General features: G+C 60.6%; 25 protein-coding genes. 3 read left to right on the top strand and 22 right to left on the bottom strand.

The window, feature by feature from the left end; genetic code table 11:
* Positions 1 to 182: 182 nt before the first annotated feature.
* The 11 genes from EJ997_RS01680 to EJ997_RS01630 all read right to left on the bottom strand — a co-directional run bounded on the left by EJ997_RS01680 (position 183) and on the right by EJ997_RS01630 (position 7,627).
* Positions 183 to 632 carry a GNAT family N-acetyltransferase gene (locus EJ997_RS01680; RefSeq protein WP_164719693.1) on the bottom strand — a complete coding sequence of 150 codons (450 nt, stop codon included), beginning with the start codon at positions 630 to 632 and terminating at the stop codon, positions 183 to 185.
* On the bottom strand, positions 629 to 1,558 hold the full coding sequence (locus EJ997_RS01675) for an RluA family pseudouridine synthase (protein ID WP_126703044.1): 930 nt from the start codon (positions 1,556 to 1,558) through the stop codon (positions 629 to 631). Before EJ997_RS01675 ends, EJ997_RS01680 begins: the two co-directional genes overlap by 4 nt.
* Entirely contained in the window at positions 1,551 to 2,057 is a 507-nt protein-coding gene (gene lspA, locus EJ997_RS01670) for a signal peptidase II (RefSeq protein WP_126703043.1), read from the bottom strand. Before lspA ends, EJ997_RS01675 begins: the two co-directional genes overlap by 8 nt.
* Positions 2,058 to 2,102: 45 nt before the next feature.
* The gene (locus EJ997_RS01665; protein WP_126703042.1) at positions 2,103 to 2,681 is read right to left on the bottom strand and encodes a DivIVA domain-containing protein; all 579 of its coding nucleotides are present in this window, start codon (positions 2,679 to 2,681) and stop codon (positions 2,103 to 2,105) included.
* A gap of 75 nt (positions 2,682 to 2,756) precedes the next feature.
* A complete protein-coding gene (locus tag EJ997_RS01660; protein ID WP_126703041.1) occupies positions 2,757 to 3,053 on the bottom strand; it encodes a YggT family protein in 297 nt (98 codons plus the stop codon).
* The gene (locus EJ997_RS01655; protein ID WP_126703040.1) at positions 3,053 to 3,463 is read right to left on the bottom strand and encodes a cell division protein SepF; all 411 of its coding nucleotides are present in this window, start codon (positions 3,461 to 3,463) and stop codon (positions 3,053 to 3,055) included. Before EJ997_RS01655 ends, EJ997_RS01660 begins: the two co-directional genes overlap by 1 nt.
* Positions 3,464 to 3,550: 87 nt before the next feature.
* On the bottom strand, positions 3,551 to 4,228 hold the full coding sequence (locus EJ997_RS01650) for a polyphenol oxidase family protein (protein ID WP_206501874.1): 678 nt from the start codon (positions 4,226 to 4,228) through the stop codon (positions 3,551 to 3,553).
* Positions 4,229 to 4,245: 17 nt separating this feature from the next.
* On the bottom strand, positions 4,246 to 5,457 hold the full coding sequence (gene ftsZ, locus EJ997_RS01645; protein ID WP_126703038.1) for a cell division protein FtsZ: 1,212 nt from the start codon (positions 5,455 to 5,457) through the stop codon (positions 4,246 to 4,248).
* A gap of 291 nt (positions 5,458 to 5,748) precedes the next feature.
* Positions 5,749 to 6,711: a M56 family metallopeptidase gene (locus EJ997_RS01640; protein ID WP_126703037.1), complete on the bottom strand. Its 963-nt coding sequence runs from the start codon at positions 6,709 to 6,711 to the stop codon at positions 5,749 to 5,751.
* Positions 6,708 to 7,076, bottom strand: coding sequence for a BlaI/MecI/CopY family transcriptional regulator (locus EJ997_RS01635; RefSeq protein ID WP_206501746.1), 369 nt, complete (start codon positions 7,074 to 7,076; stop codon positions 6,708 to 6,710). The genes EJ997_RS01640 and EJ997_RS01635 overlap by 4 nt, the downstream gene beginning before the upstream one ends.
* Positions 7,073 to 7,627 carry a hypothetical protein gene (locus EJ997_RS01630; RefSeq protein ID WP_126703036.1) on the bottom strand — a complete coding sequence of 185 codons (555 nt, stop codon included), beginning with the start codon at positions 7,625 to 7,627 and terminating at the stop codon, positions 7,073 to 7,075. Before EJ997_RS01630 ends, EJ997_RS01635 begins: the two co-directional genes overlap by 4 nt.
* A gap of 79 nt (positions 7,628 to 7,706) precedes the next feature.
* On the opposite strand from EJ997_RS01630, the gene EJ997_RS01625 reads away from it, so the two are divergent.
* The 3 genes from EJ997_RS01625 to EJ997_RS01615 are packed head-to-tail and all read left to right on the top strand — an operon-like array spanning position 7,707 to position 10,716.
* The gene (locus tag EJ997_RS01625; RefSeq protein WP_126703035.1) at positions 7,707 to 8,438 is read left to right on the top strand and encodes a DsbA family protein; all 732 of its coding nucleotides are present in this window, start codon (positions 7,707 to 7,709) and stop codon (positions 8,436 to 8,438) included.
* A 2-nt stretch (positions 8,439 to 8,440) separates the two neighbouring features.
* On the top strand, positions 8,441 to 9,433 hold the full coding sequence (locus EJ997_RS01620) for a cytochrome c biogenesis CcdA family protein (RefSeq protein ID WP_126703034.1): 993 nt from the start codon (positions 8,441 to 8,443) through the stop codon (positions 9,431 to 9,433).
* Positions 9,434 to 9,450: 17 nt separating this feature from the next.
* Complete coding sequence (locus tag EJ997_RS01615) at positions 9,451 to 10,716, top strand: hypothetical protein (RefSeq protein WP_126703033.1); 1,266 nt, start codon at positions 9,451 to 9,453, stop codon at positions 10,714 to 10,716.
* Positions 10,717 to 10,785: 69 nt separating this feature from the next.
* On the opposite strand, the gene EJ997_RS01610 is transcribed toward EJ997_RS01615, so the two are convergent.
* Genes EJ997_RS01610 through rsmH form a run of 11 tightly spaced genes read right to left on the bottom strand, consistent with a single transcriptional unit; the run spans position 10,786 to position 24,096 of the window.
* The gene (locus EJ997_RS01610; protein WP_126703032.1) at positions 10,786 to 11,811 is read right to left on the bottom strand and encodes a cell division protein FtsQ/DivIB; all 1,026 of its coding nucleotides are present in this window, start codon (positions 11,809 to 11,811) and stop codon (positions 10,786 to 10,788) included.
* Complete coding sequence (gene murC / locus EJ997_RS01605; protein WP_126703031.1) at positions 11,808 to 13,157, bottom strand: UDP-N-acetylmuramate--L-alanine ligase; 1,350 nt, start codon at positions 13,155 to 13,157, stop codon at positions 11,808 to 11,810. The genes EJ997_RS01610 and murC overlap by 4 nt, the downstream gene beginning before the upstream one ends.
* A complete protein-coding gene (gene murG / locus EJ997_RS01600; protein WP_126703030.1) occupies positions 13,154 to 14,251 on the bottom strand; it encodes an undecaprenyldiphospho-muramoylpentapeptide beta-N-acetylglucosaminyltransferase in 1,098 nt (365 codons plus the stop codon). Before murG ends, murC begins: the two co-directional genes overlap by 4 nt.
* Positions 14,248 to 15,471: an FtsW/RodA/SpoVE family cell cycle protein gene (locus tag EJ997_RS01595; protein ID WP_126703029.1), complete on the bottom strand. Its 1,224-nt coding sequence runs from the start codon at positions 15,469 to 15,471 to the stop codon at positions 14,248 to 14,250. Before EJ997_RS01595 ends, murG begins: the two co-directional genes overlap by 4 nt.
* A gap of 3 nt (positions 15,472 to 15,474) precedes the next feature.
* A complete protein-coding gene (gene murD, locus EJ997_RS01590) occupies positions 15,475 to 16,878 on the bottom strand; it encodes a UDP-N-acetylmuramoyl-L-alanine--D-glutamate ligase (RefSeq protein ID WP_228201536.1) in 1,404 nt (467 codons plus the stop codon).
* 5 nt (positions 16,879 to 16,883) lie between these two features.
* Complete coding sequence (gene mraY / locus EJ997_RS01585; RefSeq protein ID WP_126703027.1) at positions 16,884 to 17,969, bottom strand: phospho-N-acetylmuramoyl-pentapeptide-transferase; 1,086 nt, start codon at positions 17,967 to 17,969, stop codon at positions 16,884 to 16,886.
* Positions 17,963 to 19,354 (bottom strand): UDP-N-acetylmuramoyl-tripeptide--D-alanyl-D-alanine ligase, encoded by a 1,392-nt coding sequence (locus EJ997_RS01580; RefSeq protein ID WP_126703026.1) that lies wholly within the window; start codon positions 19,352 to 19,354, stop codon positions 17,963 to 17,965. Before EJ997_RS01580 ends, mraY begins: the two co-directional genes overlap by 7 nt.
* A complete protein-coding gene (locus tag EJ997_RS01575; RefSeq protein ID WP_126703025.1) occupies positions 19,351 to 20,847 on the bottom strand; it encodes a UDP-N-acetylmuramoyl-L-alanyl-D-glutamate--2,6-diaminopimelate ligase in 1,497 nt (498 codons plus the stop codon). The genes EJ997_RS01580 and EJ997_RS01575 overlap by 4 nt, the downstream gene beginning before the upstream one ends.
* A complete protein-coding gene (locus tag EJ997_RS01570) occupies positions 20,844 to 22,745 on the bottom strand; it encodes a peptidoglycan D,D-transpeptidase FtsI family protein (protein ID WP_228201533.1) in 1,902 nt (633 codons plus the stop codon). The genes EJ997_RS01575 and EJ997_RS01570 overlap by 4 nt, the downstream gene beginning before the upstream one ends.
* Before the next feature lie 8 nt (positions 22,746 to 22,753).
* Complete coding sequence (locus EJ997_RS01565; protein ID WP_126703023.1) at positions 22,754 to 23,155, bottom strand: hypothetical protein; 402 nt, start codon at positions 23,153 to 23,155, stop codon at positions 22,754 to 22,756.
* Positions 23,152 to 24,096, bottom strand: coding sequence for a 16S rRNA (cytosine(1402)-N(4))-methyltransferase RsmH (gene rsmH / locus EJ997_RS01560; RefSeq protein ID WP_126703022.1), 945 nt, complete (start codon positions 24,094 to 24,096; stop codon positions 23,152 to 23,154). The genes EJ997_RS01565 and rsmH overlap by 4 nt, the downstream gene beginning before the upstream one ends.
* Positions 24,097 to 24,171: the final 75 nt, after the last annotated feature.

Genomic DNA, 24,171 nt, shown 5'->3' with positions numbered 1-24,171 from the left:
GGGCATGAAATCGTCGTCAGCCGTGCTCATGCCGCGTGTCCGGGAGCTCCATTGGCAACAAGAAGCCGTCGTAAGAATTTGCTCAGTATGAACGGAATTGACCGCTTGGTCCGGATATCCGGGCCTCTTGGGAGCGCTGTTGGGAACCAAGACCCGGCATTCTTAACGGACGATTGCTCTGCTTAACGGGCGACTATTTTTCTCATATCTCGATGCCAGATTCCAGCATCCAAATATCTGCGATCATCAATGATCTCGTATCCGAGCCTGCCATAGAAGCCGAGAGCACTGTCCTGTGCAGACAGGTCGATGGTGAGCTTGCCGTCCGCCGAATATTCTTCGGTAGCGATGCGTTCCAGCTCGGACATGAGGATCCTGCCAAGCCCGGTTCCCCGGGTTCGCTTCGCTACGCAGATTCGGCCCAGGTGAACCCGTCCCGGTCCGTCCAGCAGGATCCTACCCGTGGCCGTGGGGCCCTCCTCGTCAGCGGCGAGGACATGAATTGTGGTGGGTACCTGGTCGAGGTCATCGAGCTCTTCGGAGACCGGCACGTTCTGTTCATCAACAAAAACGTCCTTGCGCAGCTGCCAGGCGGCATCCAGCTCTTCCTGGGTCTCAATCCGTTTGATCACCACAGGTCCCCTTCCCGGAGAATGTCGAGAGCATTCTGAAGGTCTTCAGGATAGTCGGAGTGGTACGAGACGGCCTTACCGCTACCCGGATGTTCAAACGACAGTGAGACCGCATGGAGCCACTGACGGTCCAAACCAATTTTTTCGGACAGGGTCGGATCGGAACCGTAGAGCGGATCCCCAACCGCCGGATGATGGACCGCGGACATGTGCACGCGGATCTGGTGGGTTCTTCCGGTCTCCAGATCGATCTCGAGCAGGCTCGCACCCGCCATTGTTTCGATCGTCTCGTAGTGGGTGATCGAGGGGCGCCCACCGGACACCACCCCCATCTTCCACGAATGCCGGGTGTCTCGAGCAATTGGTGCGTCGATCGTGCCCTTCTGCGGGAACGGGTGCCCCTGCACGAGGCAGTGGTAGGTTTTCGTGACCGTGCGTTCCTTGAATGCCCGCTTGAGTGTCGTGTAGGCCCTCTCGGACTTGGCGACGACCATGAGCCCGGATGTACCAACGTCGAGGCGGTGCACGATGCCCTGGCGTTCCGCAGGGCCGTATGAGGTAATGCTTACTCCGGCTGCTCGCAGGGCGCCCACAACGTTGGGGCCTTCCCAGCCCACCGAAGGATGTGCCGCAACTCCAGCCGGCTTGTCTACGACAATGATGTCCGCATCTTCGTGGACCACATCCATGTCCACCGGGGTTTCTACCGGTTCCTGCGAAGGCGGATCTGGTAGTTCAACATCGAGCCGTTCCCCCGACAACAGTCTCCGGGACCTGCCTACCGGCTTACGGTCCACGGTGGCCTTGCCTTCTTCTACGAGTTCCCCGGCTTTCGTGCGGGACAGTCCCGTGAGCCGAGAAACCCCGACATCAACTCGCTCACCGGCAAGCCCGTCGGGGACGAAGTAGGTGCGGAACTCACTCATGTACGGGCTCCGCCTCCTCGTCCTCCGCCCGTGCCTGCTTGCCTCCAAACGGAACGCCCTTGAGTTCAATGACAATGAGGGCTGCAACTCCCAGGACGAGAGCTACGTCGGCAACGTTCCCAACAAACCACCCGTTGTAGTTGATGAAGTCAACGACGTGTCCCTGGCCGAAGGACGGGTCCCTGAAGATCCGGTCAATGAAGTTACCCATCGCGCCACCGACAATCACTCCAAGGGTGATCGCCCATGGCTTCGACTTGCATTCCTTCAACACGTACGTGATCACGGCGATGACAACGATCGAAAAGATCGTGAACAGCCACGTATTCCCGGTACCGAAAGAAAAGGCAGCGCCCGGGTTGTAGACGAGCGTGAAGCTCAGGAAATCCCCAATGACTGAGATCCGCTGACCATCAGACAGAGCCTGTTCGGCCCAATACTTCGTCGCCTGGTCAACCAGAGTGATGATCAGGCCGAGGGGAAGCGCGAGTTTATACATAACAGGCCGATGGCGGCCCGTAGGCCGCCATCGAATACCAATCTCTTAAAGGTTGCCGGCGCCGGTTTGGCCCGATTCAACGTTCGAAAGGAGCGACTCGAGGTAAGACTTCATGCGCGAACGATAGTCGCGTTCGAAGTCGCGGAGCTCGGCGATCTTCCGTTCAAGTAGTCCCCTCTCCTGCTCAAGCTGCGTGAGGGTCCTGTTGTGCTGGTCCTCCGCTTCCTTGATGATGCGAGCGGACTCGGTGTTCGCCTCGGCGAGGATGCGGTCGCCCTCTTCCTTGCCTTCGTTGACGTACTTGTCATGAAGCTGCTGGGCGAGAGCAAGGACACCGGCTGCGGGGCCGGACAGGTCGCCAGTGTCGGCGGATGTCTGGGCGGGGGCAGCGGCAGCGGCTGGCTGCTCAGGTGCGGCGCCAGCCTCGAGCTCTCCGACGCGCGCCTTGGACTGTGCCAGCTCGTCGCGGAGCTTGTCGCGCTCCTCGATCAGGTTCTTGATCGTCTCAGCCACCTCGTCGAGGAAGTCGTCGACCTCGTCCTGGTTGTAGCCAACTTCGCGTTCACGCGGGCGCGTTTCGGTGAATGTCTTGTTAACGACATCCTCTTCCGTGAGCAGCGTCATTTCTTCACCTCATGTGTTCGGTTGGGTAATACTAAACGATATTAAGACTACACCAGGTCTTTTAGGAAAACGGGTCTACAGAGCGATGAGTATTCTCTGGATGATCCACTGGGCAATCGACACTCCAAAGAAGAGGACAAGGAAGCCCATGTCGAGTGCCACGGCCCCCAGCCTCAGCGGCGGAATATACCTACCGAGGATGCGGAGCGGTGGATCCGTCAGTCGATAGACGAGGTTCGATAGGACGAGAACGAAGCCGGTGGGGCGCCAGTCTCGCGCGAACACCGATACCAGGTCGATGACGACGCGTCCAAAGAGGACAAAGGTGTATAGCCAGAGGGCCCACCAGATAATTGTGAGGAAGAGAGCCATTAACGACCGAGTCGGTTGGTCCCGTCGGAACGGTGCTCTTCCATCCTGACCGAGTGCGGGGTCATGAGAAGCACGTCATCGGAGATCTGGTTCAGCGTTCCACCACGTCCGTAGCAAACGCCAAGGGCGAAGTCAGCGATCCGCTGGCGCGCCGAGTCATCGGCGTTCGCGAGGTTGAGGATCACGGGCAGGTCCTTACGGAACTCGTCAGCGAACGTTGCAACGTCGGCGAAGTTGGTCGGCCAGCAGGTGGCAATACGAGACACCTCTTCGGCGGGGGCCACTGCCCTGATCTTGCTCACGGGCGCTTCTTCCTCGTAGTCGTCGTACTCGTACTCCTCCGAGTCGTAGTACTCCTCTGCTTCGTCGAGCTGCGGTGCTTTCTCCATGAAGCGCTCAAACATTCCCATGGCGCTCCCCCTTCCGTAATTGGCATGCCATGTTTAAGGTAAGTCAGTTAGAAATATTTCGGACGTAGGCCGTGCGGAGTGTCGCGATTATGGCAGGACCAGAACCCCCGCAAACCGGCCCGCTTGTCCCTTTTGTCTGCGATGTGAGAAGTACCTGTCATCCTCCATCGTACAAACCCGTTCGTCACACACTTCGACCCCGTTGCTCCGCAATTGCTCGGCAAGAGCTCCCGGGATATCGATCCCGGCAGTCCCCCACCGCGTTACGCACGAGCTTCCGGGCATAACCTTCTCGGAGTCCTCCGCCATGGCTTCTCCAACCTCGTAGCACTGGCCGCAGATCGCGGGGCCGATTATCGCCTCGATTTGCTCGGCGCCCTTAACCCTGAGTGCTTCGACACCGCGGACACCGATGCCACCGAGGAGACCCGCCCTACCAACGTGCACGACGGCTCCAATAACGGGATCGTTATTGCTTCGCCCAATGAGCAGAAGGGGAACGCAGTCGGCAACCATGACGGCCGCGCCCTGACCGGGCCTCACCAGCAGGCCATCGGCTTCCTGGACATGCGGCTGAGCATCGAGAATCGTTGTGCCGTGCACCTGGCTCATCCAGGCAAGCGGTCCCGTCCGCTCCTGGAGCTCAGCCCGCCACCGGTCAACGTTCTTCGGATCGTCACCAACGTGGTAGCCGAGGTTCCCGGCATACGACTCCGGGGGCGTCCCCGGAACACGCGTGGTGAAGCCGGCGAGCGCCCCCGGGATCGGGAGGAAATCGATGATCAGTCCTCGGAGAAGAGGAAGGACGGAATATCGAGGTCGGAGCGGCCGCGTTCGGGCTGAACCGGCTCGGGACGCCGCGTGGGGGTTGTGGCCGGGGCCGCCGGGGAGACCGGGGCGGACGGCGAGACAAGGTGACCGGGCTCGGCGTCACCGTTGGCAGCGGGAGCGGACTCCGACTGTACGGGCGATTCCGGGACGGCTGCCGGCAACTGGTGACCCTGGGGCTGCGACACGGCGCCCGGGATGCGGCCCTCGAGGATGTGGTCCTCTGCCTCATCGAAGCCTGCGGCAATGACTGTCACGTTGACGACGTCGCCAAGGGAGTCCTCGATGATCTGTCCCACGATGATGTTCGCGTTCGGGTCAACCGATTCCTTGACGAGCTGCGAGGCGCTTGCCAGCTCCCGCATCGTGAAGTCGGCACCTGCCTGGAATGACAGGAGGACGCCGTGGGCACCGTCAATACGTGCTTCGAGAAGCGGGGAGGAAATAGCGTTCTCCGTTGCCCTCATGGCGCGGTCCTCACCGGAGGCGGAGCCGATGCCCATGATGGCCGTACCGGCATCCTTCATGACGGCCTTGACGTCGGCGAAGTCGAGGTTCACGAGGCCGGGGATCGTGATGAGGTCAGAAATTCCCTTGACACCCGAGCGGAGCACCTCGTCTGCCATATGGTAAGCCTCGATGATCGACGGCTCTGTTTCGGCGATCTCCAGGAGGCGATCATTCGGGATAACGATAAGGGTGTCGACAGCGGAGCGGAGCTCCTTGATGCCCTCGGCTGCCTTGGAGGCGCGCTGGCGGCCCTCAAAGTCGAATGGGCGGGTTACCACGCCAACGGTCAGTGCACCGAGCTCGCGAGCTACCTTGGCGACGATCGGGGCCGCACCGGTTCCCGTGCCACCGCCCTCGCCTGCGGTGACGAACACCATGTCGGCACCTTCGAGGGCTGCACGGATGATGTCGATGTTTTCCTCGGCCGACTTGCGGCCAATCGACGGGTCGGCACCCGCACCGAGACCGTTGGAAACGGAACGACCGATGTCGAGCTTCGTCTCGGCCTCCGACTTGACGAGCGACTGGCCGTCAGTATTGACGGCAATGAACTCGACCCCGGAGACGCCGTCCTGGATCATTCGATCGACGGCGTTTACTCCTGCACCGCCAACCCCAATGACCTTGATGTTTGCTGCATTGTTGATTGTTGACATGTTTCCTCCGGGACCTCAAGTTGTGGTTGAGGTTTCTTGGCTCCAACCTCGCGCATAAGTTACGGACCTTCAGGGCCGCGATCAACTACCGACGCGCCGCGTGTCGAAACTCGTCGCAAGTCACTTTCATATGGGGACAACGAACGGCAGAAGTGAACGGGGACTCTACCCGGGATCTATCCCAAAAAACGCGTGAACACTCGCCGACTCTAAACCTGATTAGTTCTGGCGCCGAGTATAAGGATTCATGGAAACTCATCGATCTCTGGCGCATCGATACAGCCGGGGACGCTAGAGGCAACCAGAAATGAGTGCGCTAATGTATGCGGGAAGGACGAGTGCCCCTAGTCCTGCAAGCAGTGCAACGTGTAGAGCCATGGTCGTAGCTGGTAGGATCCCGGCTTTACCTTCAACGGGGGCAATGAGTTGCTGGATTCGCTCTCGCCCCGCCATCTGCATCATGCCGGACTCGAGAGGCTTGCGTTCTCCGATGGTGATGAGGGCGCCGACAACAGCCGAGGTCCCGGCAGTTTGCTGAGCATGGCGGTCTGCGGCAATTTCGAGAAGCCCCGGAAGTATCTTTCCGCACTCCCGCACGAGTGGCACCCATCCGAGCAGGTGTACAAGGGAATCCATAAAGGTGCGAAGCTGGTGATGCCTGCCCGACACGTGGGCCTGTTCGTGAGCAAGGACCGCTAGTAGCTCGTCAGTACTCAGCGCGGCGAGCGCGTGACGGGACAGGACAATGCCTCCATTGTTTGCCGGGAGGGAGTACGCGTGTACCTGGTCGTGGGATATAACGGTGACGTCATAGCCTGCGATATGTTCTCTATTGCTCTCTGCGAGAATGACGGCCGCCAAATCGGTTATTTCTCTGTTCCGTTTCCACATTCGACGGGTAAGACCCGCAGCGAAGACTATGGTGAAGAGTCCCGGAACAGTGAAGAGCAGGACCGTGGGGATCACAGTAGCTATTCTTTCTATGCCGAATGGGTTGGCTGCGTCAATACATTGCTGGCACACATCTGCGGCGCCTTTCGGGAGGAGTACAGGACCCGATGTGAGCCAGGCGAGGAGCGGTCCAATGCTGAGTAGCCCAATCAGCCAGAGAATGATGCCCGATGGCAGGAGTTGGATTGCACGATGCGGAAAGCGGACCAGCAGTGGTGTAGCTCTCCGCAGGAGTGCAGGTCCTGCGATCGCGAGTCCGATGACGAGAGTCGCGAGGAGGATGATTGGACCGATGATGCTCAAGCGTTGCCCTCAGCCTTGGCTTGCAGGTACTTGCGGAGTATCTCGAGGTCCGCTTCATTCATTGCGTCAACAAAGTGGAGCATTGAGGATTCGGGGTCAGGGCTACTTTGCAGGACGCAAGCCATCTGTCTCGCCTCGAATTCAGCTCGAGACATCCCTGCTGCGTAGGTCGTTCTTCGGCGGGAACGGCTGATGCTCACGAGGGCCTTTTTGTCGAGATTTGCGAGAACTGTTGCGACAGTGGTGTACGCAGGTTCAGTTTCAATGTGTCCAATGATATCCCGGACAGTCGCGGGTCCGTTTTCCCACAGAATGTTCATGACCCGGGCTTCGAGGGCGCCGAGGCGGATCGGCTCGTCTATCACCGCACCACCTTAACCGATGCAGTTTTCTCATTAGCTGGGCAGGAAACCTGTCCGCGCAGGCGCCACACAAGTGCGACGCCCGTAAGGGCAAGGGCAGCAACGGCGAGAATTGGCTGAAGGGGTGCGAACCAAGTGATGGCACCGGAGTAGCCGAGGGCCATAAGCGCAATCTTGTTGCAGACCGGACATCCGACCGCGAACCAGGCAAGCACGGTTCCAATCATGCCTAACTTGCTTCCCTTTTCATCCTGCCTGCTGGCGGGAAGGTCATTATCACTCGCATTTTTGGGCTTCACGTAGCTTGCGACAAGCATTCCGGAGAAGAGGGAAGTGGCGATCCAAACTGGATAGTTCCACCAAACCGGCGGAATATCGCGACCAAAGATGGGGTTTGGGATTAGAACTGTCGCAATGCCAATAAAGATACCGATACAAATAAAGGCCCCGACTGCCGCGGCTACTTGACGCGAGTCCCACGCGCGCAACGCGGTCAGAATCTGACTGCGAATGCCACGCGGACTTTTTAAGAAATCCTGGGAGCTGAAATCCATAGTAGAGATTGTGCCACAATCTCTACTATGCTCAATAGTCGACTATTGAACATAGTCGTTCTCGATTGGAGTTTAACCCATGTCCACCCGCAATCGCTCGCTCCCCGGATGGCTCATCCCGGTTGTCGTAATTGTTGTAGCTGCGGCATTGATCTTTGTTGTGCTCACTGGTTCCGGGGGTGATGAGTCTGAGCAACCGGCGAACGCTGCACCGTCTGGACAGAATGCTCCGACGGAGATTCAGGGCCCCGCCGATCCCGATTTTTCTGTGGTGGAGCAACGTGATGAGTCGGATCTGCTCACGTTGGGTCCAATCGATGCTCCGGTTGTCCTCGTTGCTTTCTCAGATTTCCAGTGCCCGTTCTGCGGACGGTGGTCTGAGCAGACCCTCCCCACAATGGTGGAGTATGCGGAGGCTGGCGACCTCCGAATTGAGTGGCGTGACCTGGCAATCTTTGGTGAAGAGTCCGGCAGGGCAGCCCTTGCCGCCTATGCGGCGGCGGAGCAAGGGCAGTACTGGGAGTATCACAACGCACTTTTCCCAGGTGGTGAAACACGGCCACCGGCAGAGCTGACGGAAGAGGCTCTCATCTCGCTGGCCGCTGAGCTTGGGTTAAACATCGCTCAGTTTGAGGCAGACATGAAGTCAACCGAAACATTGGAAACGGTTTCCGCTCACCAGCAGATGGCAACTGATCTGGGCGTTTTTTCTACCCCGACTTTCCTGATTAATGGACAACCTATCACGGGCGCTCAGCCGACCCAGGTGTTTGTTGATGCTGTTGATATGGCACTGGAATTGGCGGGCTGATCGTGGATATCGGTTTCGTCACCGCTTTCGTTGGAGGAGTTCTTGCCCTTCTCTCACCGTGCGCAGCCCTGCTACTTCCCGCCTTCTTTGCGTCCACGGTCAACTCCGGACCGAAGCTGTTTCTCCACGTCACAGTGTTCTTCGCTGGCCTTCTTGTTGTCCTTGTTCCGCTTGGTCTTGGCGCGGGAGTAGTCGGCTCTCTGTTTGTCTCTTACCGGTCCACGCTCATCACCGTTTCCGCGATTCTCTTTATCCTATTGGGTGTCGCGCAAATATTTGGTCTTGGCTTTGACCCGTCGAAACTCATGCCCGGCCACACGGGACGTGAGGTCCGGTCTTCTGGCGCCACCGGCATCACCAAGACGTTCCTGCTGGGAACCACAAGTGGTATTGCAGGCTTTTGCGCCGGCCCAATTCTGGGTGCGGTGCTGACGATGGCGGCTGCGAGCGGGAGCATCGCTACAGCGTCACTGTTACTTGCCGTCTATGGAGCGGGAATGATTGTCCCACTCGTCATCATCGTCCTTCTCTGGCGTCCCCTCGGTAGCAGAGGCCGCCATATCCTCCGGGGACGCAGTTTCACATTCCTCGGTCGCCGTTTCCACACCACCTCGGTTATCACTGGCCTGGTTATAACCGCCACCGGCATTATTTTCTGGGCTACTAACGGTCTGCTTGATATGCCAGAACTTGTTTCCTACGAACGACAGTCACAGCTCCAAGAGGGCGCTAGCATCCTGTCCAACCCCATTGTCGATGTTGTTGCCATCATTCTGCTCGCCACAATTATCCTCCTTGTTTGGTACGCAAGGCGGCATCGCGACTTTAAGAAAACGCAGGAAGGCAATACTGAAGAACCGAACTCGCCCCGGCCGGAAACTGTGAATCGACAGGAAAACACTGAACCAATGCCAAATAGCGCCATTATTTCAAGCCCGAACGGCACGAATTTTCTAGCTCTTCCCAAAACCGGTAAGCTTGGAAAAGAATCATGAGCCTTAACCTCCGCTCAATGAGCCATAAACGCGACACATCCTTTGGGCTGGGGATGCGGACCGCGGCTCTCTTTGCCGCGGTCACACTGTTCCTTGTGGCCTGTAGCTCGGTCACAGCAGACGGACCAGACCGCACAGTCCAATCGAGCCCAGAAGCGTTGCCCGCGGTGGATGTGTCAGGGATGAACGTGCCTATTTCACTCGACGGTCTGGAAGTACTCGACCCGTCGTGGGCTACTCCACCTCAGTACTCTTCGGGTATTTACCTGGGTGCCCGCGAACAGGAGACAGCTCTTGAATTCATCGCCATTTCTATTCACGGAGAAACACTTTGGTCTGTTGAACGTCCGCTCAGTTGCACCGGTTTTACCGTGACTGAAATGAGCGACGGAACCCCACTCGCTGTTCTGGTCGACACGAAAACCAACAGTGACGCTGCCGCTACTAACTCGGCTACCGCTTACGATTTGGAAACCGGCGAAATCGCGTGGGGCCCGGTTGATCTACCTGGCACTTTTCAGGGGCCGGGCCTAGTGTTTGCCTCCCCTCCAGAAGAATTCATGGGCTCGAATGGCCCCCGTATTGCCCTGTCCCCGGATACCGGCAACATTATCGCTGACGAACGGGACGGCGATCTTCGAATCATCGGTGACTTTTCGGGGACGATACTGACGGTGGAAGGCGACAGCCTCATTGCACGGACTTCACACGACAACCAGAAACTGTGGGAGGTCGACGCCACCGAATACGGTTGGGAGCCGTCACAGATCCGCGGTTCCGTGAACGAGTTAACAGCGGACACACATGCCCTACTCACCATAGGTCAAGGCCCCGGTCCGGTCATTGATCTTGCGACAGGAGAGGTCGTTGTCGAATCAGCACGGGAAATGGGTGTGGATCCTGCGACCGGCACCGTGATAGTTCTCGAAGGCAATTCCCTTCATTCCTTTGAACCTACCAACAAATCGCAATGGTCCGTCACCGTCACCCCGGACACAACAATCGCCACGGTTGGTGGTGTCTTCGTGTATCTACGCGAGGGTGACGCTATACGTGTGCACAATGTCCTGACCGGTGCTGTTGCGATGGCCTACGAAGCCGACGCACCGGGAGCCATTCTTGTGCCCGCCCACCTCCAACCGAACGGGGCTGGACTCCTCTACAACGCCGATGGTGACCTCTTGATCGCAGCGGTCCCTCAGGTGCAGAATGACTCCGGTGTAGCCGGGCGACCCAAGACACCTTCGCCACCTGTTGAACAGCACGAGCCTACAAGTCCGTGACTGCCCGAACTCTGCTACTTCGGCTAACGCCCACCTTTAACGTCGCTAAAAAGGTACGCCCCGCCCGGATCAGTAGGTGATGGGTGCGTCCGGGCTCGTCACGTCGTAGGTTCCGGCAGATTGTTCGAGAAGAACCGCGATGATGCGAGCCTTCTTCTCGTTCTGCTCGGAAGGCCCCCACTTCACGAGCCCCTCATCCAGCTGGAATTCGATGAGGCCGCTGTCGGACACCGATGCGGTCTGCACCCGTGCACGTACATCCTCGGGAAGCGTCGATACTGCGTCGATCAGTCCGGTGAGTTGCGCCTGTGCGCGATCGGAATCGACATTCATCGTGATCTTCGGCAGGCTGTCCCGCTGTTCCTGGGTTAGCGCAATCTGGGTCGCGTCGTCGGAAATGCCCATGCAACTATCGGAGGTGCCAACGCAGGCGATTGGTTCCCGAGCATCAATCGTGACAGCCATTCCATTCGGGAAGCTCGTTGTCACCGTTGCATCAAGAACCTCGGGGAGGTCCTCCAGTGCAGACTCGATCTCTCCCCCCGGCATGCGCAACACCGGCTTACCGACCGCGGTTTCCGCGATCTGCCGGACCTCCGTCTCGTCAACAATGCCAACCGGATCGTCGATCGCGACCTCGATGGACTCAGAGTCGACCGTGAACAGGGAGGAGAAGAACAGTGCCCACACCACGCCCGCGACAATGGCGATACCGGTGAGGAGCGCGAGGCTTCGCAGGAGCAGCTTCTTGCGGCGCGCCTTCCTCTTGGTCTCGATCTTTGAGCTCAACGGATACGGATCGGAAGACTTCTTCCGGTGCTCGTGCAGCGGGATCTCTGGGGCCGCCGATTCCGTCCGCTTGCGCCGCAGCCTCGTCGGAAGGCTTCGAGCCGGCGTGCCCGGATGCATTTCGATCGGCTGATCCGCCGCTTCCGGCTCGCGGCGCGGCGGATCAGCATTGGCGGACCTCGTCGTTTTGGCTCGTGGGGTCTTTGATTTTTGGGATGCCGGATCCTTGCGAGGTGCCTGCGGCTCCTCGCGGACGGGGCCCGGACGCTGGTGGGTAACCGGGCGGGGTTTCTTCGGGGGCCTCACAGGGCTTCCAGGATCTCCGGGGCCAGCGAGGTGACGCTGCCCGCACCCATGGTCATGATGAGGTCGCCGGGCTCGGCGAGGCGAGCGACCTCGCGGGCTGCTTCGTGCATGTCGGCCACGAACTGGCCGCGCACCATTTTGTCGGCAATAAGGTGGCCGTCAATGCCGGGAACGGGCTCTTCACGGGCACCGAACACGCCTGTGACAACCACGGCGTCTGCCAAGTCAAGCGAGCGCGCGAACGCTGCGGAGAACTCTTTGGTTCTGGAGTACAGGTGCGGCTGGAAGAGCACGACGATTCGGCCCTCAGTTTCCTCCGCCGCGGCCCTAATTGTTGCGCCAACCTCGGTCGGGTGGTGCGCGTAGTCGTCGTAAACGACAATGTCGCGAACGGTGCCACGCTTCTCGAAGCGCCGACCGGTTCCCGTGAACCTGCCGAGTGCCCGTGCCATCCGGTCCGCTTCAACACCGAGTTCAATGCCCGCAGCCCACGCGCCGGCTGCGTTCAGTAGCATGTGGTCGCCTGGAACGGCAAGGTCCAGGGTGGCACTCACGGAGGGCCCTCGACCGGTGATGAGCGTGACCCGGCCCTGCCCGGGGCCGGTGATCTCCAGTGACACGTGGGCTTCGGTTCCCGGAACCCGAGCGCCCGTTCCGTAGGACCAGCGCCTGCCCTCGGCAGAGTGCAGAAGGCGTGCCGACCCAACATCGTCGGCACAGCCGATGAGAAGCCCGCCCTTCACGCGGCACTTGGCAAACTCGACAAAGGATTCCTCGAATGCTTCGGCGCTGCCGTGGTGGTCAAGGTGATCGGGCTCAACGTTCGTGACGATTGCAATCGCCGGGGTGTAGTTCAGGAAGGACCCATCGGACTCATCGGCCTCCGCGATGAAGACTTCCCCGGTCCCCAGATATGCGCCGGAGGCGCCCCCGGGCAGGGTCGACCCGACCGCGTAGGACGGGTCCAAACCCGCTTCCCGCAGGGCAACGGCCAACATTCCAGACGTTGTCGTCTTCCCATGCGCACCGGCAACGGCAACAAAGTCGAGCCCGGTTGCCGCCAGCGCGAGCGCCTCGGAGCGGTGAAGTATCCGCTGGCCGCGCTGACGCGCCACCGCATACTCCGGGTTGTCATCCTTGATTGCAGAGGACACGACAACGGCAGCATCGGGGTCGACGTGCTCGGCGTCGTGACCGACGTGGATCGCAATGCCGAGAGAGGCAAGCCGCCTCGTGTTGTCAGACTCGGCCCGATCGGAGCCCACAACTTCCTGACCGCGAGCAGCGAGGAGCTCCGCGACGGCCACCATGCCGGCGCCGCCAATACCGATGAGATGGAATTTCACATGGACTCCTCAACAAGATCGGCGACGGCACTCGCCCCGTTGCCCACCCCGGACGCCAGGAGGATCTCCCTGCGCCGACGAAGTTCGGCGGTGTCGAGCAGTGGAACGATTGCGGAACGTACCGCCTCGGGACTGAACTCGTCATTGGAAATATGAGTGAAAGCGCCAGAGTCGATCGCGGACTTGGCGTTGAGGTACTGCTCCCCGTTGCCGATCGGCAGGGGGACAACGACGGCGGGAATACCGAGCGCAGCAAGCTCCGCCACCATGCCTGCACCGGCACGTGTCACCACAAGGTCCGCAATCGCGTATGCCTCTTCCATGTCCGACACATACTCGACGAGTCGATAGCGCTCACCTTCTGTGCCATCGGCGATATCGGTGAGCTTGCCCTTGCCTGTGACGTGCAGGACCTGGGCGTGGGAGTTGATGACGTTACCGGCCTGGGAGAAGACGGTATTGATGCGCTGTGCACCGGAAGACCCACCCGTGACGAGGACAATCGACTCATCGGGGTTAAGGCCGAAGCGGGCCGCCGCGACTTCCCTGCGGAAGCGCGCCCGCTTCTCATCGCGCAGGTCATCCGCAAGCTTGCTGATCTCCGCCCGCAAGGGCAGGCCGGTCACCCGGGTCATCCCGTTCTTGGCTTTCAGGGGGGTCTGCTCAAAGGTTAGGGCCACTCCCTTCGCCCATCGGGCACCCAGCTTATTTGCGATCCCTGGCCGGGCGTTCTGTTCCTGAACGATCACGGGGACATTTTCTTGCCTCGCAGCCAGGTAGGCCGGTGCCGAAACGTAGCCACCGAACCCGAGAACAGCATCGATACTTCGGTCTCTCAGGACACCGCGAAGGTCATCGACGGCTCCCTTGAGTCGGCCCGGCAGGCGGAAAAGATCGCCAGAAGGCTTGCGCGGGAGCGGGATGCGAGCAATGGGATAGAGTTCAAGGCCCGCGGCTGGTACTAGTTCCGCTTCGAGGCCGGTCCTGGTCCCCACTGCGAGAACCTCGTGGCCCCGCCGGGCTAGCTGGTCGGCCGTGGCAAGCATGGGATTGACGTGGCCAGCGGTTCCGCCGGCGGCTGCGAGGACTTTCACGGTGTGCTCCTCAGGGACGCTGTTGACTGGAAGGTACCGCGGGGCAGGCGGAACGACTTCGCCACACCCGGCTGGCGTAGAGCCAGGGACAGGACAACGCCGATCGCCAGCAGACACGCGATCAGGGACGACCCACCCTGGGAAATAAACGGAAGTGGCACGCCGAACACCGGCAGGACTCCCGTCACGACCATCATATTGAGGATCGCCTGGCCCACGAGCCAAATCGCAATCATGGCGACAAACAGGCGCACCCACATTTCCTTGTGGTAGGCGACAATCTGGACGAGGCCGTAGCCGAGAACGAGGAAGAGCAGGATCACGGCGAGGCAACCAAACAGGCCAAGTTCCTCACCGATCACCGCAAAGATGAAGTCATTGTGCGCTTCGGGAAGGTAGTTCCACTTCTCTCTGGAAGCACCGAGTCCCACTCCCCCGATGCCACCGGTGCCAAACGCCCACATCGCGTACTCCGACTGGGTCGGGTCGTAAATGTCGGGAGTGATGAACAGATTCTCGAAGTAGTCGAGCACGCGATTGAGACGGGACGCCTCCACCGCGATAAGCAGTACCGCCACGATTCCCACCACGACGGCGAGAACCGCAACCCATTTGAAGGGGATCCCGGCCAGCCAGAAGCAGAGCCCAATCATGAGAACAAAGATGATGGCGGTGCCGACGTCCCTACCGGCAAGAACTCCGCCGAGTGCCGCAACGGCACCAATTCCAGCGGGAACGGCAACGAGCCGAGGGTTCTTCATTTCTTCGCGGGTTTTCCTGCCAATAATGACGGCGAGCCAGAGCGCAACCGCGAGCTTCAGGAACTCCGACGGCTGGACCGTGATACCGCCCAGGTTCACCCAGTTGCTGTTACCGCGCGACGTATGAGCAAGCGGTGTAAGCACCAGGGACTGCAGTCCGAGGGCCGCGATAAAGATTGGCCAGGCTGCCCATTTGTAAACGGACGGCGGTATTGCCGCGGCAATCGGCATGAGAACAAGACCGATGATGCCGAAGGTTAGCTGCCGGGACGCATCCGCGAAACGGGCACTCGGATTGTCGTAGACAACCGCCTGGGAGATCGACGTGACCGAGGTGGCGGAGAAGACCATGACGATGCCGAGCACGGTCAGGATCAGCGTTGCCGAAACAACGAGAACAATGGCGTGCCGGATGACGTCCCTCGCCCGCTCATCCTTCGCGGTGAGTGTGACGTTCATGGGCTACTCCAAAACTGCGCGGGCGAACTGCTGGCCCCGATCGGCATACGACGTGAACTGATCCCAGGAGGCACATGCTGGTGCAAGCATGACAACTGCCGCCTGGCCGGCATGCCGCCGTGCGGCCTCGACAGCATCCGACATGACTTTATCGGAGGAAGGCGGGATGACGGTGACGGGCACGCCCGGGGCCTGCGACTTCAGTGCCTCAACAACCGGCTGCTGGTCCGTTCCGATGACAACAGCGCCCTTCAGTTTCGATGCCACGTCGGCAACAAGCGAGTCGAGCCGCGCGCCCTTCAAAACCCCACCAACAATCCACACGACAGACCCATCGGCTTGGGCCCAAATGGAGGCGCGTGCGGCGTGGGCGTTGGTCGCCTTCGAATCGTCGATCCACGTAATTCCATCATGCACGGCCACGGTCTCAATCCGGTGCCCTCCAAGGCTGAACGAAGCAAGCGCGCGCTGGACGGACTCGGGGGCTGCTCCGGCCGCCCGAACCAGCCCCGCCGCCATCATTGCGTCCTGGACAAGATGAACGGGGACGCCGCCGTGGGACAGGTGCTGAAGGTCGGAAACACGGAACAGCTCATTGGCGGAATGGAAACGCTCCGGGCCGAAGGCGCGCTCGGCCACGATGTCCTCGACCAAACCGATCTGACCGGGTGCGGGCACTCCCATGGTGAGCCCAATAGCTCGGGCCCCTTCGATAACGTCGGCATCTTCGACCATCGCCGACACAACCGGATCGGCGGTCGGGTACAGGCAGGCAACGCGAGTGTTTTCGTATACGCGGGCCTTGGCAGCTCGGTAAGCCTCGCGGGAGCCATGCCAGTCAAGATGATCATCGGCGATGTTCAAGCAGCCCGCGGCTAGCGGAGACATCGAATGCGTAGAGTGGAGCTGAAAAGAGGACAGTTCGAGGGCGATGAGATTGGGGCCCTCCTCGTCCGTCACGGACGTGATGAGCGGATCGCCAACGTTGCCAACGGCGCGAGCATCAAAACCCGCTTCGTTCGCCATTGCCGCCGTCATCTGCACCGTCGTGGTCTTCCCGTTCGTACCGGTGATGGCCAGCCAGGGGGCGGCTTCACCGTTCTCGTCCCGGGACCGCAGATGCCAGGCCAGCTCTATTTCCGACCAGATCGGAATCTTGTAGGCCGTGAGAGCCTCGTAGATGTCACCCACGGCGGGAATCCCGGGAGAGACGACCGCAATATCCGGACGCCATTCAAGGAGCGCCTCGGGAGTGAGGAGCTTGGCCCCGGCATCATCACCCCGGCCGTCCCATTCTGAGACCTCCGCCCCCGTGTGGGCGGCCAGGGCCGCGCTGACTGCGCGGCCGGTTACCCCCATGCCGATGACGGCGATGCGGACTGAATCGAAGTCGGAGTTGCGGGCCACGTGCCTCACTGGAGCGCCAACCATTCGGTGTAGAACAGGCCGCCACCGAGGGCCGCGAGAAGGGCCGCAACGATCCAGAAGCGAATAACGATCGTAACCTCGCCCCAGCCCTTGAGCTCAAAGTGGTGGTGCAATGGCGCCATCCTAAACACGCGTTTGCCGGTGGCTTTGAAGACCCCGATTTGAATGACGTCGGAGAAGACGATGATGACGAAGAGGCCGCCGAGGAGGACCGCGAGGATCTCGGTGCGGGACAGGATCGAGACGCCTGCGAAGGCGGCGCCCAGCGCGAGGGAACCGGTGTCGCCCATGAAGATCTGGGCCGGAGATGCGTTCCACCAGAGGAAGCCAAAGCAGGCACCAACGATTGCCGCACAGATCATCGCGAGATCGCGGGGGTCCCTGACCTCGTAGCATCCCGTCGACGGGTCGAGGAGGGACAGGCAGGACTGGTTCGACTGCCAGATTGTGATAATCGTGTAGGCGCCGAAAGCAATCATGGAGGCGCCGGTTGCCAGTCCGTCGAGGCCGTCGGTCAAGTTCACTGCATTCGACCAGGCCGTGATGAGGAAGTTCGCCCAAATAACAAAGAGAACGAGGCCGATACCGGCACCGGCGAACGCCAGCGTCATGTCGGTGTCACGAACAATTGAGATCCGCATGGAGGCGGGTGTTCGGAAATCATCATTGCGGAACTGGAGGGCGAGGACCGCGAACAGAATACCGACGAGGGCTTGGCCAATGATCTTGCCCATCGGCTTCAGGCCAAGGGATCTCTGGTTCGTGATCTTGATGTAGTCATCAAGGAAGCCGATGAATCCCATGCCGACCATGAGGAACAGGAGAAGCCAGCCGGAGGCCCCCGGCATACGACCCGCCACAATATTCGCAATGGCGTAGGCAAGCACCGCGGCAAGGATGATGACAACGCCACCCATGGTGGGCGTGCCACGCTTGGTCAGGTGGCTGGTCGGACCATCCTGACGAATGAACTGTCCGTACTGCTTATTAACGAGGAGTTTGATAAACAGGGGGGTGCCAAACAGGGAGATAACCATCGCCACTCCCATGGCCACCATGATGCTTAGCACATCTCCTCCTTCAGCCGGTCAGCAAGCTGCCAGATCTTTGAACCGTTCGAGCCTTTCAACAGAATAGTGCCTGATTGGCCAGCCAGTGAGAGGACGACCGGCCAGGCCGATTCAATATCTGTCACGTCTACCGCGGAAACATCGGCCTGACGGGCACCTTCAGCGAGCGCAGGAGCTCCTACCGCGACAAGCGTGTCGATCCCCAGCTGACCCAGTTCAAGGCCGACGCCCGTGTGCTCAGCATCCGATTCTTCACCAAGTTCGAGCATGGCACCGAGAACGGCAACCTTCGGGCCTTTCCCAAGCTGAGAGAGGGCCCTGATTCCCGCCCTCATCGAATCCGGGTTCGCGTTGTAGGAATCGTCAATGACGGTCAGGTCCCCCGACTGCCACACGTCCATCCGGTGCGGAGATGCGGCGCCAACGCCGCCGAGACGCTCGGCGATCTCAGTTAGGTCCATGCCGCTCACGATGCCAACGGCCGCGGCCGCCAGAGCGTTCGATACGTGGTGCTCGCCCACAAGGCCAAGGGAAACCGATGCGGTGCTCCCACCGTGTCCGAGGGTGAAGGACGCCCTGCCATCGTCTCCGAGTGCGATGTCGGACGCGGTGACGTCGCCACTGCCGGTGGCGGAGAAGGTGACCACCTTATGTGCCTTGGAGGACATGGCGGCAACCCGGTGATCATCGGCGTTCAAGATCGCTACGCCCTCGGGCAGAATTCCTGAGACCAGTTCGGACTTTGCCTTTGCAACGTTCTCGATGCCACCGAATTCGCCGAGGTGGGCGCGCGCAACCGCGAGGACAACACCGATGTCGAGCGGGGCAATATCGGTCAGGTGCTCGAGGTTACCGATCTTGTCCGCTCCCATTTCCAGCACGAGGGTGGCGGTGTTCTCGTCGGCTCGGAGCACCGTCAGCGGTAGCCCGAGCTCGTTGTTGAAGGAACCGGGGGGCGCAATGATGGGTCCGCGCGGCTCCAGGAGCGTGGCAAGCAGATCCTTCGTTGTTGTTTTACCAACAGAACCGGTCACGCCGACAACGAGCGGGTTGGCAACCTCCCGGATTCGGCGCAGAGATGCCCGAGCAAGATGTCCCAGCGCATCCTGAGTAGAGGGAACCGCAATGAGTCGTGCGGGGTCGGCGCCGTTTGCAACAGCCCGATCCGGGTCCTCGACGAGCACTCCAGCGGCCCCGCCGTCGAGGGCGGCCTTCGCGAAATCGTGGCCGTTGACCCGCTCTCCGGGGATGGCGACGAAGAGGGCGCCACCGGCAACCGTGCGGGAATCGATGGTGACCGATGCGGCAATAGTGTCACCGGAGCCCTCCGCGAGGAGGCGTCCCCGTGTATCCATAGCAATCTGGTTGAGCGAAACGGGGATCATTGCCCATGCCTCCTTGCGAGAGCGGCTCTCGCTTCCACGCGGTCATCGAGCTCAATCTCGACTCCGTCGACATCTTGAATCGTCTCATGTCCGCGACCGGCGAGAAGAACGGTGTCCTCGTCCTTCGCGTCGGCGATCGCGGCGTGAATAGCCTCGGCGCGATCCCCGATCTCCACGATCTCCACGAGTCCCTCCGCGCCTGCTCGTATCTCGGCTCGGATCTTCGCGGGATCCTCGCTGTGCGGATCATCGTCGGTCAGGTAGAAAACATCGGAACCTTCGGCGACAACCCTGCCCATGATGGGGCGTTTGACAGCGTCGCGGTCCCCTGCCGAACCGGTCAGGGTAATGAGGCGGCCTGCCGTATCTTCCCGCAGGGACGACATGGCCTTCTCGAGAGCATCCGCGTTGTGTGCGAAGTCGACAATCACTCGGGGGCGTTTAGCGAGCACTTCCATGCGACCCGGTACAACCGGGGTGATGTCGGCAATGGCGTCGCGGGTGCCGGGGATGTCTGCTGCGAGGACCATGGCTGCGGCGAGTGCGGCGTTCGCAACGTTGAACTCTCCCGGCAGGCCGGTTCGGCACTCGTACACGTTATCGGCTCGGTCGCCGTGGCTCACCGCGTTCCTGAGGCCCGCCCCGGCAGGGTCGTGACCGTGACCGGTCAGAGTGAAGGAAGCGTCGCCTTCCACCTGCCATCCCATGCCCGGGCGGATCGTACGACCCACCCACAGCACATCGCGGCCCTCGTCAAGAAGTCGCTCATGGAGCTTGCTGCCGTATTCGTCGTCGGTCCACAGAACGGAGGTTTGCGACTTGTCGGCGGAAAACAGCAGTGCCTTGGCTTCGAAGTATTCCTCGATGGTGTCGTGGTAATCCAGGTGGTCCTGGGTCAGGTTCGTGAATCCCGCAACCGTGTAAACGATGGGGTCGGTCCTGCGCTGAGCCAGCGCATGGGAGGAGACCTCCATGACCACATCGCTTCCACCAGCGTGGACGAGCTGGCTGAGGAAACGTTGCAGGTCGGCGGGCTGAGGGGTGGTGAGCTTAGCGGGGACCTCGCGGCCGGCGATCTGTAGGGCAATGGTGCCGATGAGGCCAACCGTTGAGCCCAACTTGGAGAGGATGTGCTCAAGCATGTAGGCGGTTGTGGTTTTGCCGTTGGTTCCGGTCACGCCAAAGCTCCGCAAGTGCTTGGTGGGTTCCCCGTAGGCTAGGGAAGCGACGGAGCCGAGAATACCCGCCACGTCGGTGGCAATGACGACGGGGAAGCCGTCCGGCACGTGCTCCAGCCCGGCAGCGTCCGTGAGGATCGCGGCCGCACCGCGGTCGATGGCGTCCTGGGCAAAGCGGGCACCGTGAACGCGTTCGCCGGGAACACCCGCGAACAGGTCGCCGGGCTTGACATCCCGGTTATCGGAGACGACGCCGTTGATGTCGCAGTCGCCACGGACCTCGAGCCCATAGTTGGCTAGTTCGTGAAGTTTCATCGGTCCGTGTACTCCCTGTAAGTTCCGCCCTCGGTGAGGAGACCCTCGCCCTCCGCATAGTTGAGTTCCGTTTCCGTCCAGGGGTACTGGACGAGTGGTGTCGTTGAGGGCGGGATGCCGAGGTGACGGACGGCGAAAGCACCGAATTCACCAAAGACGGGTGCTGCTGTTTCGCTGCCGTAACCGGGGCCATTACCGTTATAGACAACGACGGCGATAGCGATTTGGGGGTCCTCGGCGGGGATTAATCCCGCAAACGTGCCGACGCGGTCGTTGAGTTGGCCGGTCTCGTCCGCCATCTGCGCCGTACCGGTCTTACCAGCCACGTTGTATCCGGGGATCCGAGCATAGTATCCGGTTGAGCCGGATTCGGTAACGGCCTGCATGAGCCCCAGCATTTCTTCCGACGTCTCGGGGTCAAGAACCTGTACGGGGTCGTCAACAATGGTCGGCTCGACCGTGCCATCGGCGTACGTAATGGAATCAATGATGTGCAGGTCGTTGCGTACGCCGTCGTTACCGATTGTTGCCACCATCTGCCCCAGCTGGGCTGTGGTGAGTGCGTAGGCCTGGCCAAACATGGTCGTGTACCTGGTGCGGTCACCCCACGTCGTGTAGTGGGACAGGATACCGGGCGACTCGGCGGGCAGTTCGATTCCGGTGCGTTCCCCAATGCCGAAGGCCTTCATGTAGTCGTAGCGGGTCTCGTCCGAAATCGTGTCACCGATCTGGATGAGGCCGGTGTTGTACGACTTCGCGAGAATACCTGCAACTGTCATGTTCTCCGACGGGTGCGGGTCATTATCGCGAATCGTTTCGCCGTTCGGCATGGTGATCGTCGACGAGACCGGGAAGAGCGTGAGCGGGGTGACCGCGTCCTGGTCCAGTGTCATTGCGAACGTCATAAGCTTGCCGGAAGAGCCGGGCTCGACGGGCGTCTGTACGGCACGGGATCCGATCGATCCACCGGCGTCGGGATTCTCCGGATCGAAGGTATGGGTGTCGGATAGCGCGAGAACACGTCCGGTCGCCACCTCGATAGCGATCGCAGAACCCCACTCGGCGCCCTGTTCCTCAACCGAACGCTGGAGCGTCTCGTCCAGGGCATACTGCAGGTCAACATCGGACGTGAGCGTCACGGAAGCGCCGTGGGTGGCGGGTTCTTCGATGGTGCGCCCGGTGGGGATAACGGCACCGGAGCGGGAGATTTCGACGGTCAGCGACCCGTCCTCACCGGTCAGGACGTCATCCATGGTCCGCTCAATCCCCGCCTGACCACCAATATTGCCAGCATCGTCTTCGCCGAGGAAGCCGAGGGTGGAGGCGCCCACTCGGTTGTTCGGGTATTCCCTGCGCATGAACTGCTCTGGTTCGATTCCGGGAATCCCGTAAGAGTTGATTTGGCGCCACACTTCCGGAGAGATGTCGCGGGCAATGTACCGCCATGTCGACTTCTTTTCCCCACCGTAGAGGATTCCGGCGAGCCGGGGCTCTTCAATATCGAGAATTGGGGAAAGAACGGCAGCGGCTGCGGGAGCCCCTCGGCCAATCACGTTCCCTTCCTCGTCCCTACGCACGTATTCCTCGATGAGGTTCTGGTTGACGGCAACGTTGTAACGTTCTCGCGACACGGCAAGAACGTTGCCATTGGCATCGAGGATCTGGCCGCGTTCGGCAGGAAGTGTGTAGGTGCGGGAGCGGTGCTGGACGGCAGTTTCGGAAAGCGTGTCGGCCCGAACGACCTGAAGGTCGACGAGGCGAACGCTCAAGAGGATCACGCCCACGAGGAAAATACCGACGATCGGTTTCAGCCTCGAAACGAAGCTGTTCTTGACGCTGAGCCTCTCACGGAGTCGGCGAAGAGGCGAGCGCCGTTTGGGCTTGGACGTGGTACTCACGTCTGCCATTATTGCGCGTTGTCGTCGCTACCACCGGTAACGACACCTGCGCCGAGGTCAACGTGACGTATCTCTGTGGCTGGGACCAGCCCCATTTCTTCCGCACGATCCCGCAGAGCAACGGCCGTTGACGCCTCCGAAATCTCATCCTGCAGAGTGTTCCGAGTGTCAGCGAGATCATTGAGAAGAACCTGCTGTTCCTGAATCTGGTAGGCGCCTTCGACCATCGAAGTATTGAGGTAGAACACGGTGGCTAGTGCCCCGCAGAACAGGAGTATGCAGGCGATGGTGGCCGCGATAAAGCCCCGTATCGGTGCGGGGCTTGGTACTACCTGTATCGAGGGCAGTCCAGTGACGACTGGCCGGCGGGCCGGGCGAGCTGGTGCAGTTGCCGTTGCTGTTGCGCTCATGAACGTCGTCCTTCGCTGAGTTTCTCGCAGGCTCGCACGCGTACCGAGGCGGAGCGCGGGTTTGCCAGTCTTTCTTTGTCGTCTGCCTGAATGGCCTTGGGGGTAAGAAGTTTGAACGGGGGCTTGTCGATGTCAACGGGAAGGTCGAGGGGCGTGCTGGAGGTCGATCCCGCCTGCATAGCCTTCTTGACGATCCGATCCTCGAGCGAGTGATAGGACTCCACAACAAGGCGGCCGCCGACTTCGAGGCAATCCATTGCCATCGGGATCGCCCGCTCCAGGATCACCATCTCGTCGTTGACCGCGATCCGCAGGGCCTGGAACGTCCTCTTTGCGGGGTTGCCTCCCGTGCGGCGGGCCGCTGCCGGGATCGCTTCCTTCACGAGATCGGCAAGCTGACTCGTCGTCAGGTTGTGCCGGTCGGGATGGTTCATGATCTTCGAGGCGATCTTTCCCGCGAAGCGTTCCTCGCCGTAGACCGAGATGATCCGAGCAAGCTCACCGTGTGAGGAGGTGGAGATCAGCTCCTGGGCAGTCTGCACCTGGGAGGTATCCATCCTCATGTCGAGTGGCGCATCCTGCGCATAGGCGAAGCCGCGGCTCGCGTCATCGAGCTGGAGTGAGGACACTCCGAGATCCATGAGGATTCCCATCGGCTTGCCGTGCTTGGCAACGACCTCGTCCATCGAGTCATATTCAACATGCTCGGCCGTGAACCGGTCTCGAAACGGCGCGAGCCGCTCGGAGGCAAGGGCGATTGCTGCCGGGTCGCGGTCGATACCGACGGCCTGGATGTGTGGAAAGCGGGTGAGAGCAGCTTCGGTGTGGCCTCCCATACCGAGGGTCGCATCAATGAAAAGGGATGATTCGGAAAGTGCGGGGGCGAGTAGGTCCATGCAGGTGTCCAGTAGGACGGGTACATGCAGATCCGCTGCGCTCATGACACCTCCCAGTTCTTTCTTCCCAGTTATTTCTGCTGTCTGACAGTGGTCCCTTCCCGTATCTCTGGCAGTGGG

It is taken from the genome of Flaviflexus ciconiae, assembly GCF_003971195.1.
Taxonomy (GTDB): Bacteria; Actinomycetota; Actinomycetes; order Actinomycetales; family Actinomycetaceae; genus Flaviflexus; species Flaviflexus ciconiae.
This window is presented reverse-complemented; position numbering and strand designations above follow the sequence as displayed.

Coding starts and splice junctions, on each gene's coding strand:
- EJ997_RS01675 (WP_126703044.1), bottom strand. CDS start 1,558: ATGAGTGAGTTCCGCACCTACTTCGTCCCCGACGGGCTTGCCGGTGAG.
- lspA (WP_126703043.1), bottom strand. CDS start 2,057: ATGTATAAACTCGCGCTTCCCCTCGGCCTGATCATCACTCTGGTTGAC.
- EJ997_RS01665 (WP_126703042.1), bottom strand. CDS start 2,681: ATGACGCTGCTCACGGAAGAGGATGTCGTTAACAAGACATTCACCGAA.
- EJ997_RS01660 (WP_126703041.1), bottom strand. CDS start 3,053: ATGGCTCTCTTCCTCACAATTATCTGGTGGGCCCTCTGGCTATACACC.
- EJ997_RS01655 (WP_126703040.1), bottom strand. CDS start 3,463: ATGGGAATGTTTGAGCGCTTCATGGAGAAAGCACCGCAGCTCGACGAA.
- ftsZ (WP_126703038.1), bottom strand. CDS start 5,457: ATGTCAACAATCAACAATGCAGCAAACATCAAGGTCATTGGGGTTGGC.
- EJ997_RS01630 (WP_126703036.1), bottom strand. CDS start 7,627: ATGGATTTCAGCTCCCAGGATTTCTTAAAAAGTCCGCGTGGCATTCGC.
- EJ997_RS01625 (WP_126703035.1), top strand. CDS start 7,707: ATGTCCACCCGCAATCGCTCGCTCCCCGGATGGCTCATCCCGGTTGTC.
- EJ997_RS01615 (WP_126703033.1), top strand. CDS start 9,451: ATGAGCCATAAACGCGACACATCCTTTGGGCTGGGGATGCGGACCGCG.
- EJ997_RS01595 (WP_126703029.1), bottom strand. CDS start 15,471: ATGAACGTCACACTCACCGCGAAGGATGAGCGGGCGAGGGACGTCATC.
- EJ997_RS01580 (WP_126703026.1), bottom strand. CDS start 19,354: ATGATCCCCGTTTCGCTCAACCAGATTGCTATGGATACACGGGGACGC.
- EJ997_RS01575 (WP_126703025.1), bottom strand. CDS start 20,847: ATGAAACTTCACGAACTAGCCAACTATGGGCTCGAGGTCCGTGGCGAC.
- EJ997_RS01565 (WP_126703023.1), bottom strand. CDS start 23,155: ATGAGCGCAACAGCAACGGCAACTGCACCAGCTCGCCCGGCCCGCCGG.
- rsmH (WP_126703022.1), bottom strand. CDS start 24,096: ATGAGCGCAGCGGATCTGCATGTACCCGTCCTACTGGACACCTGCATG.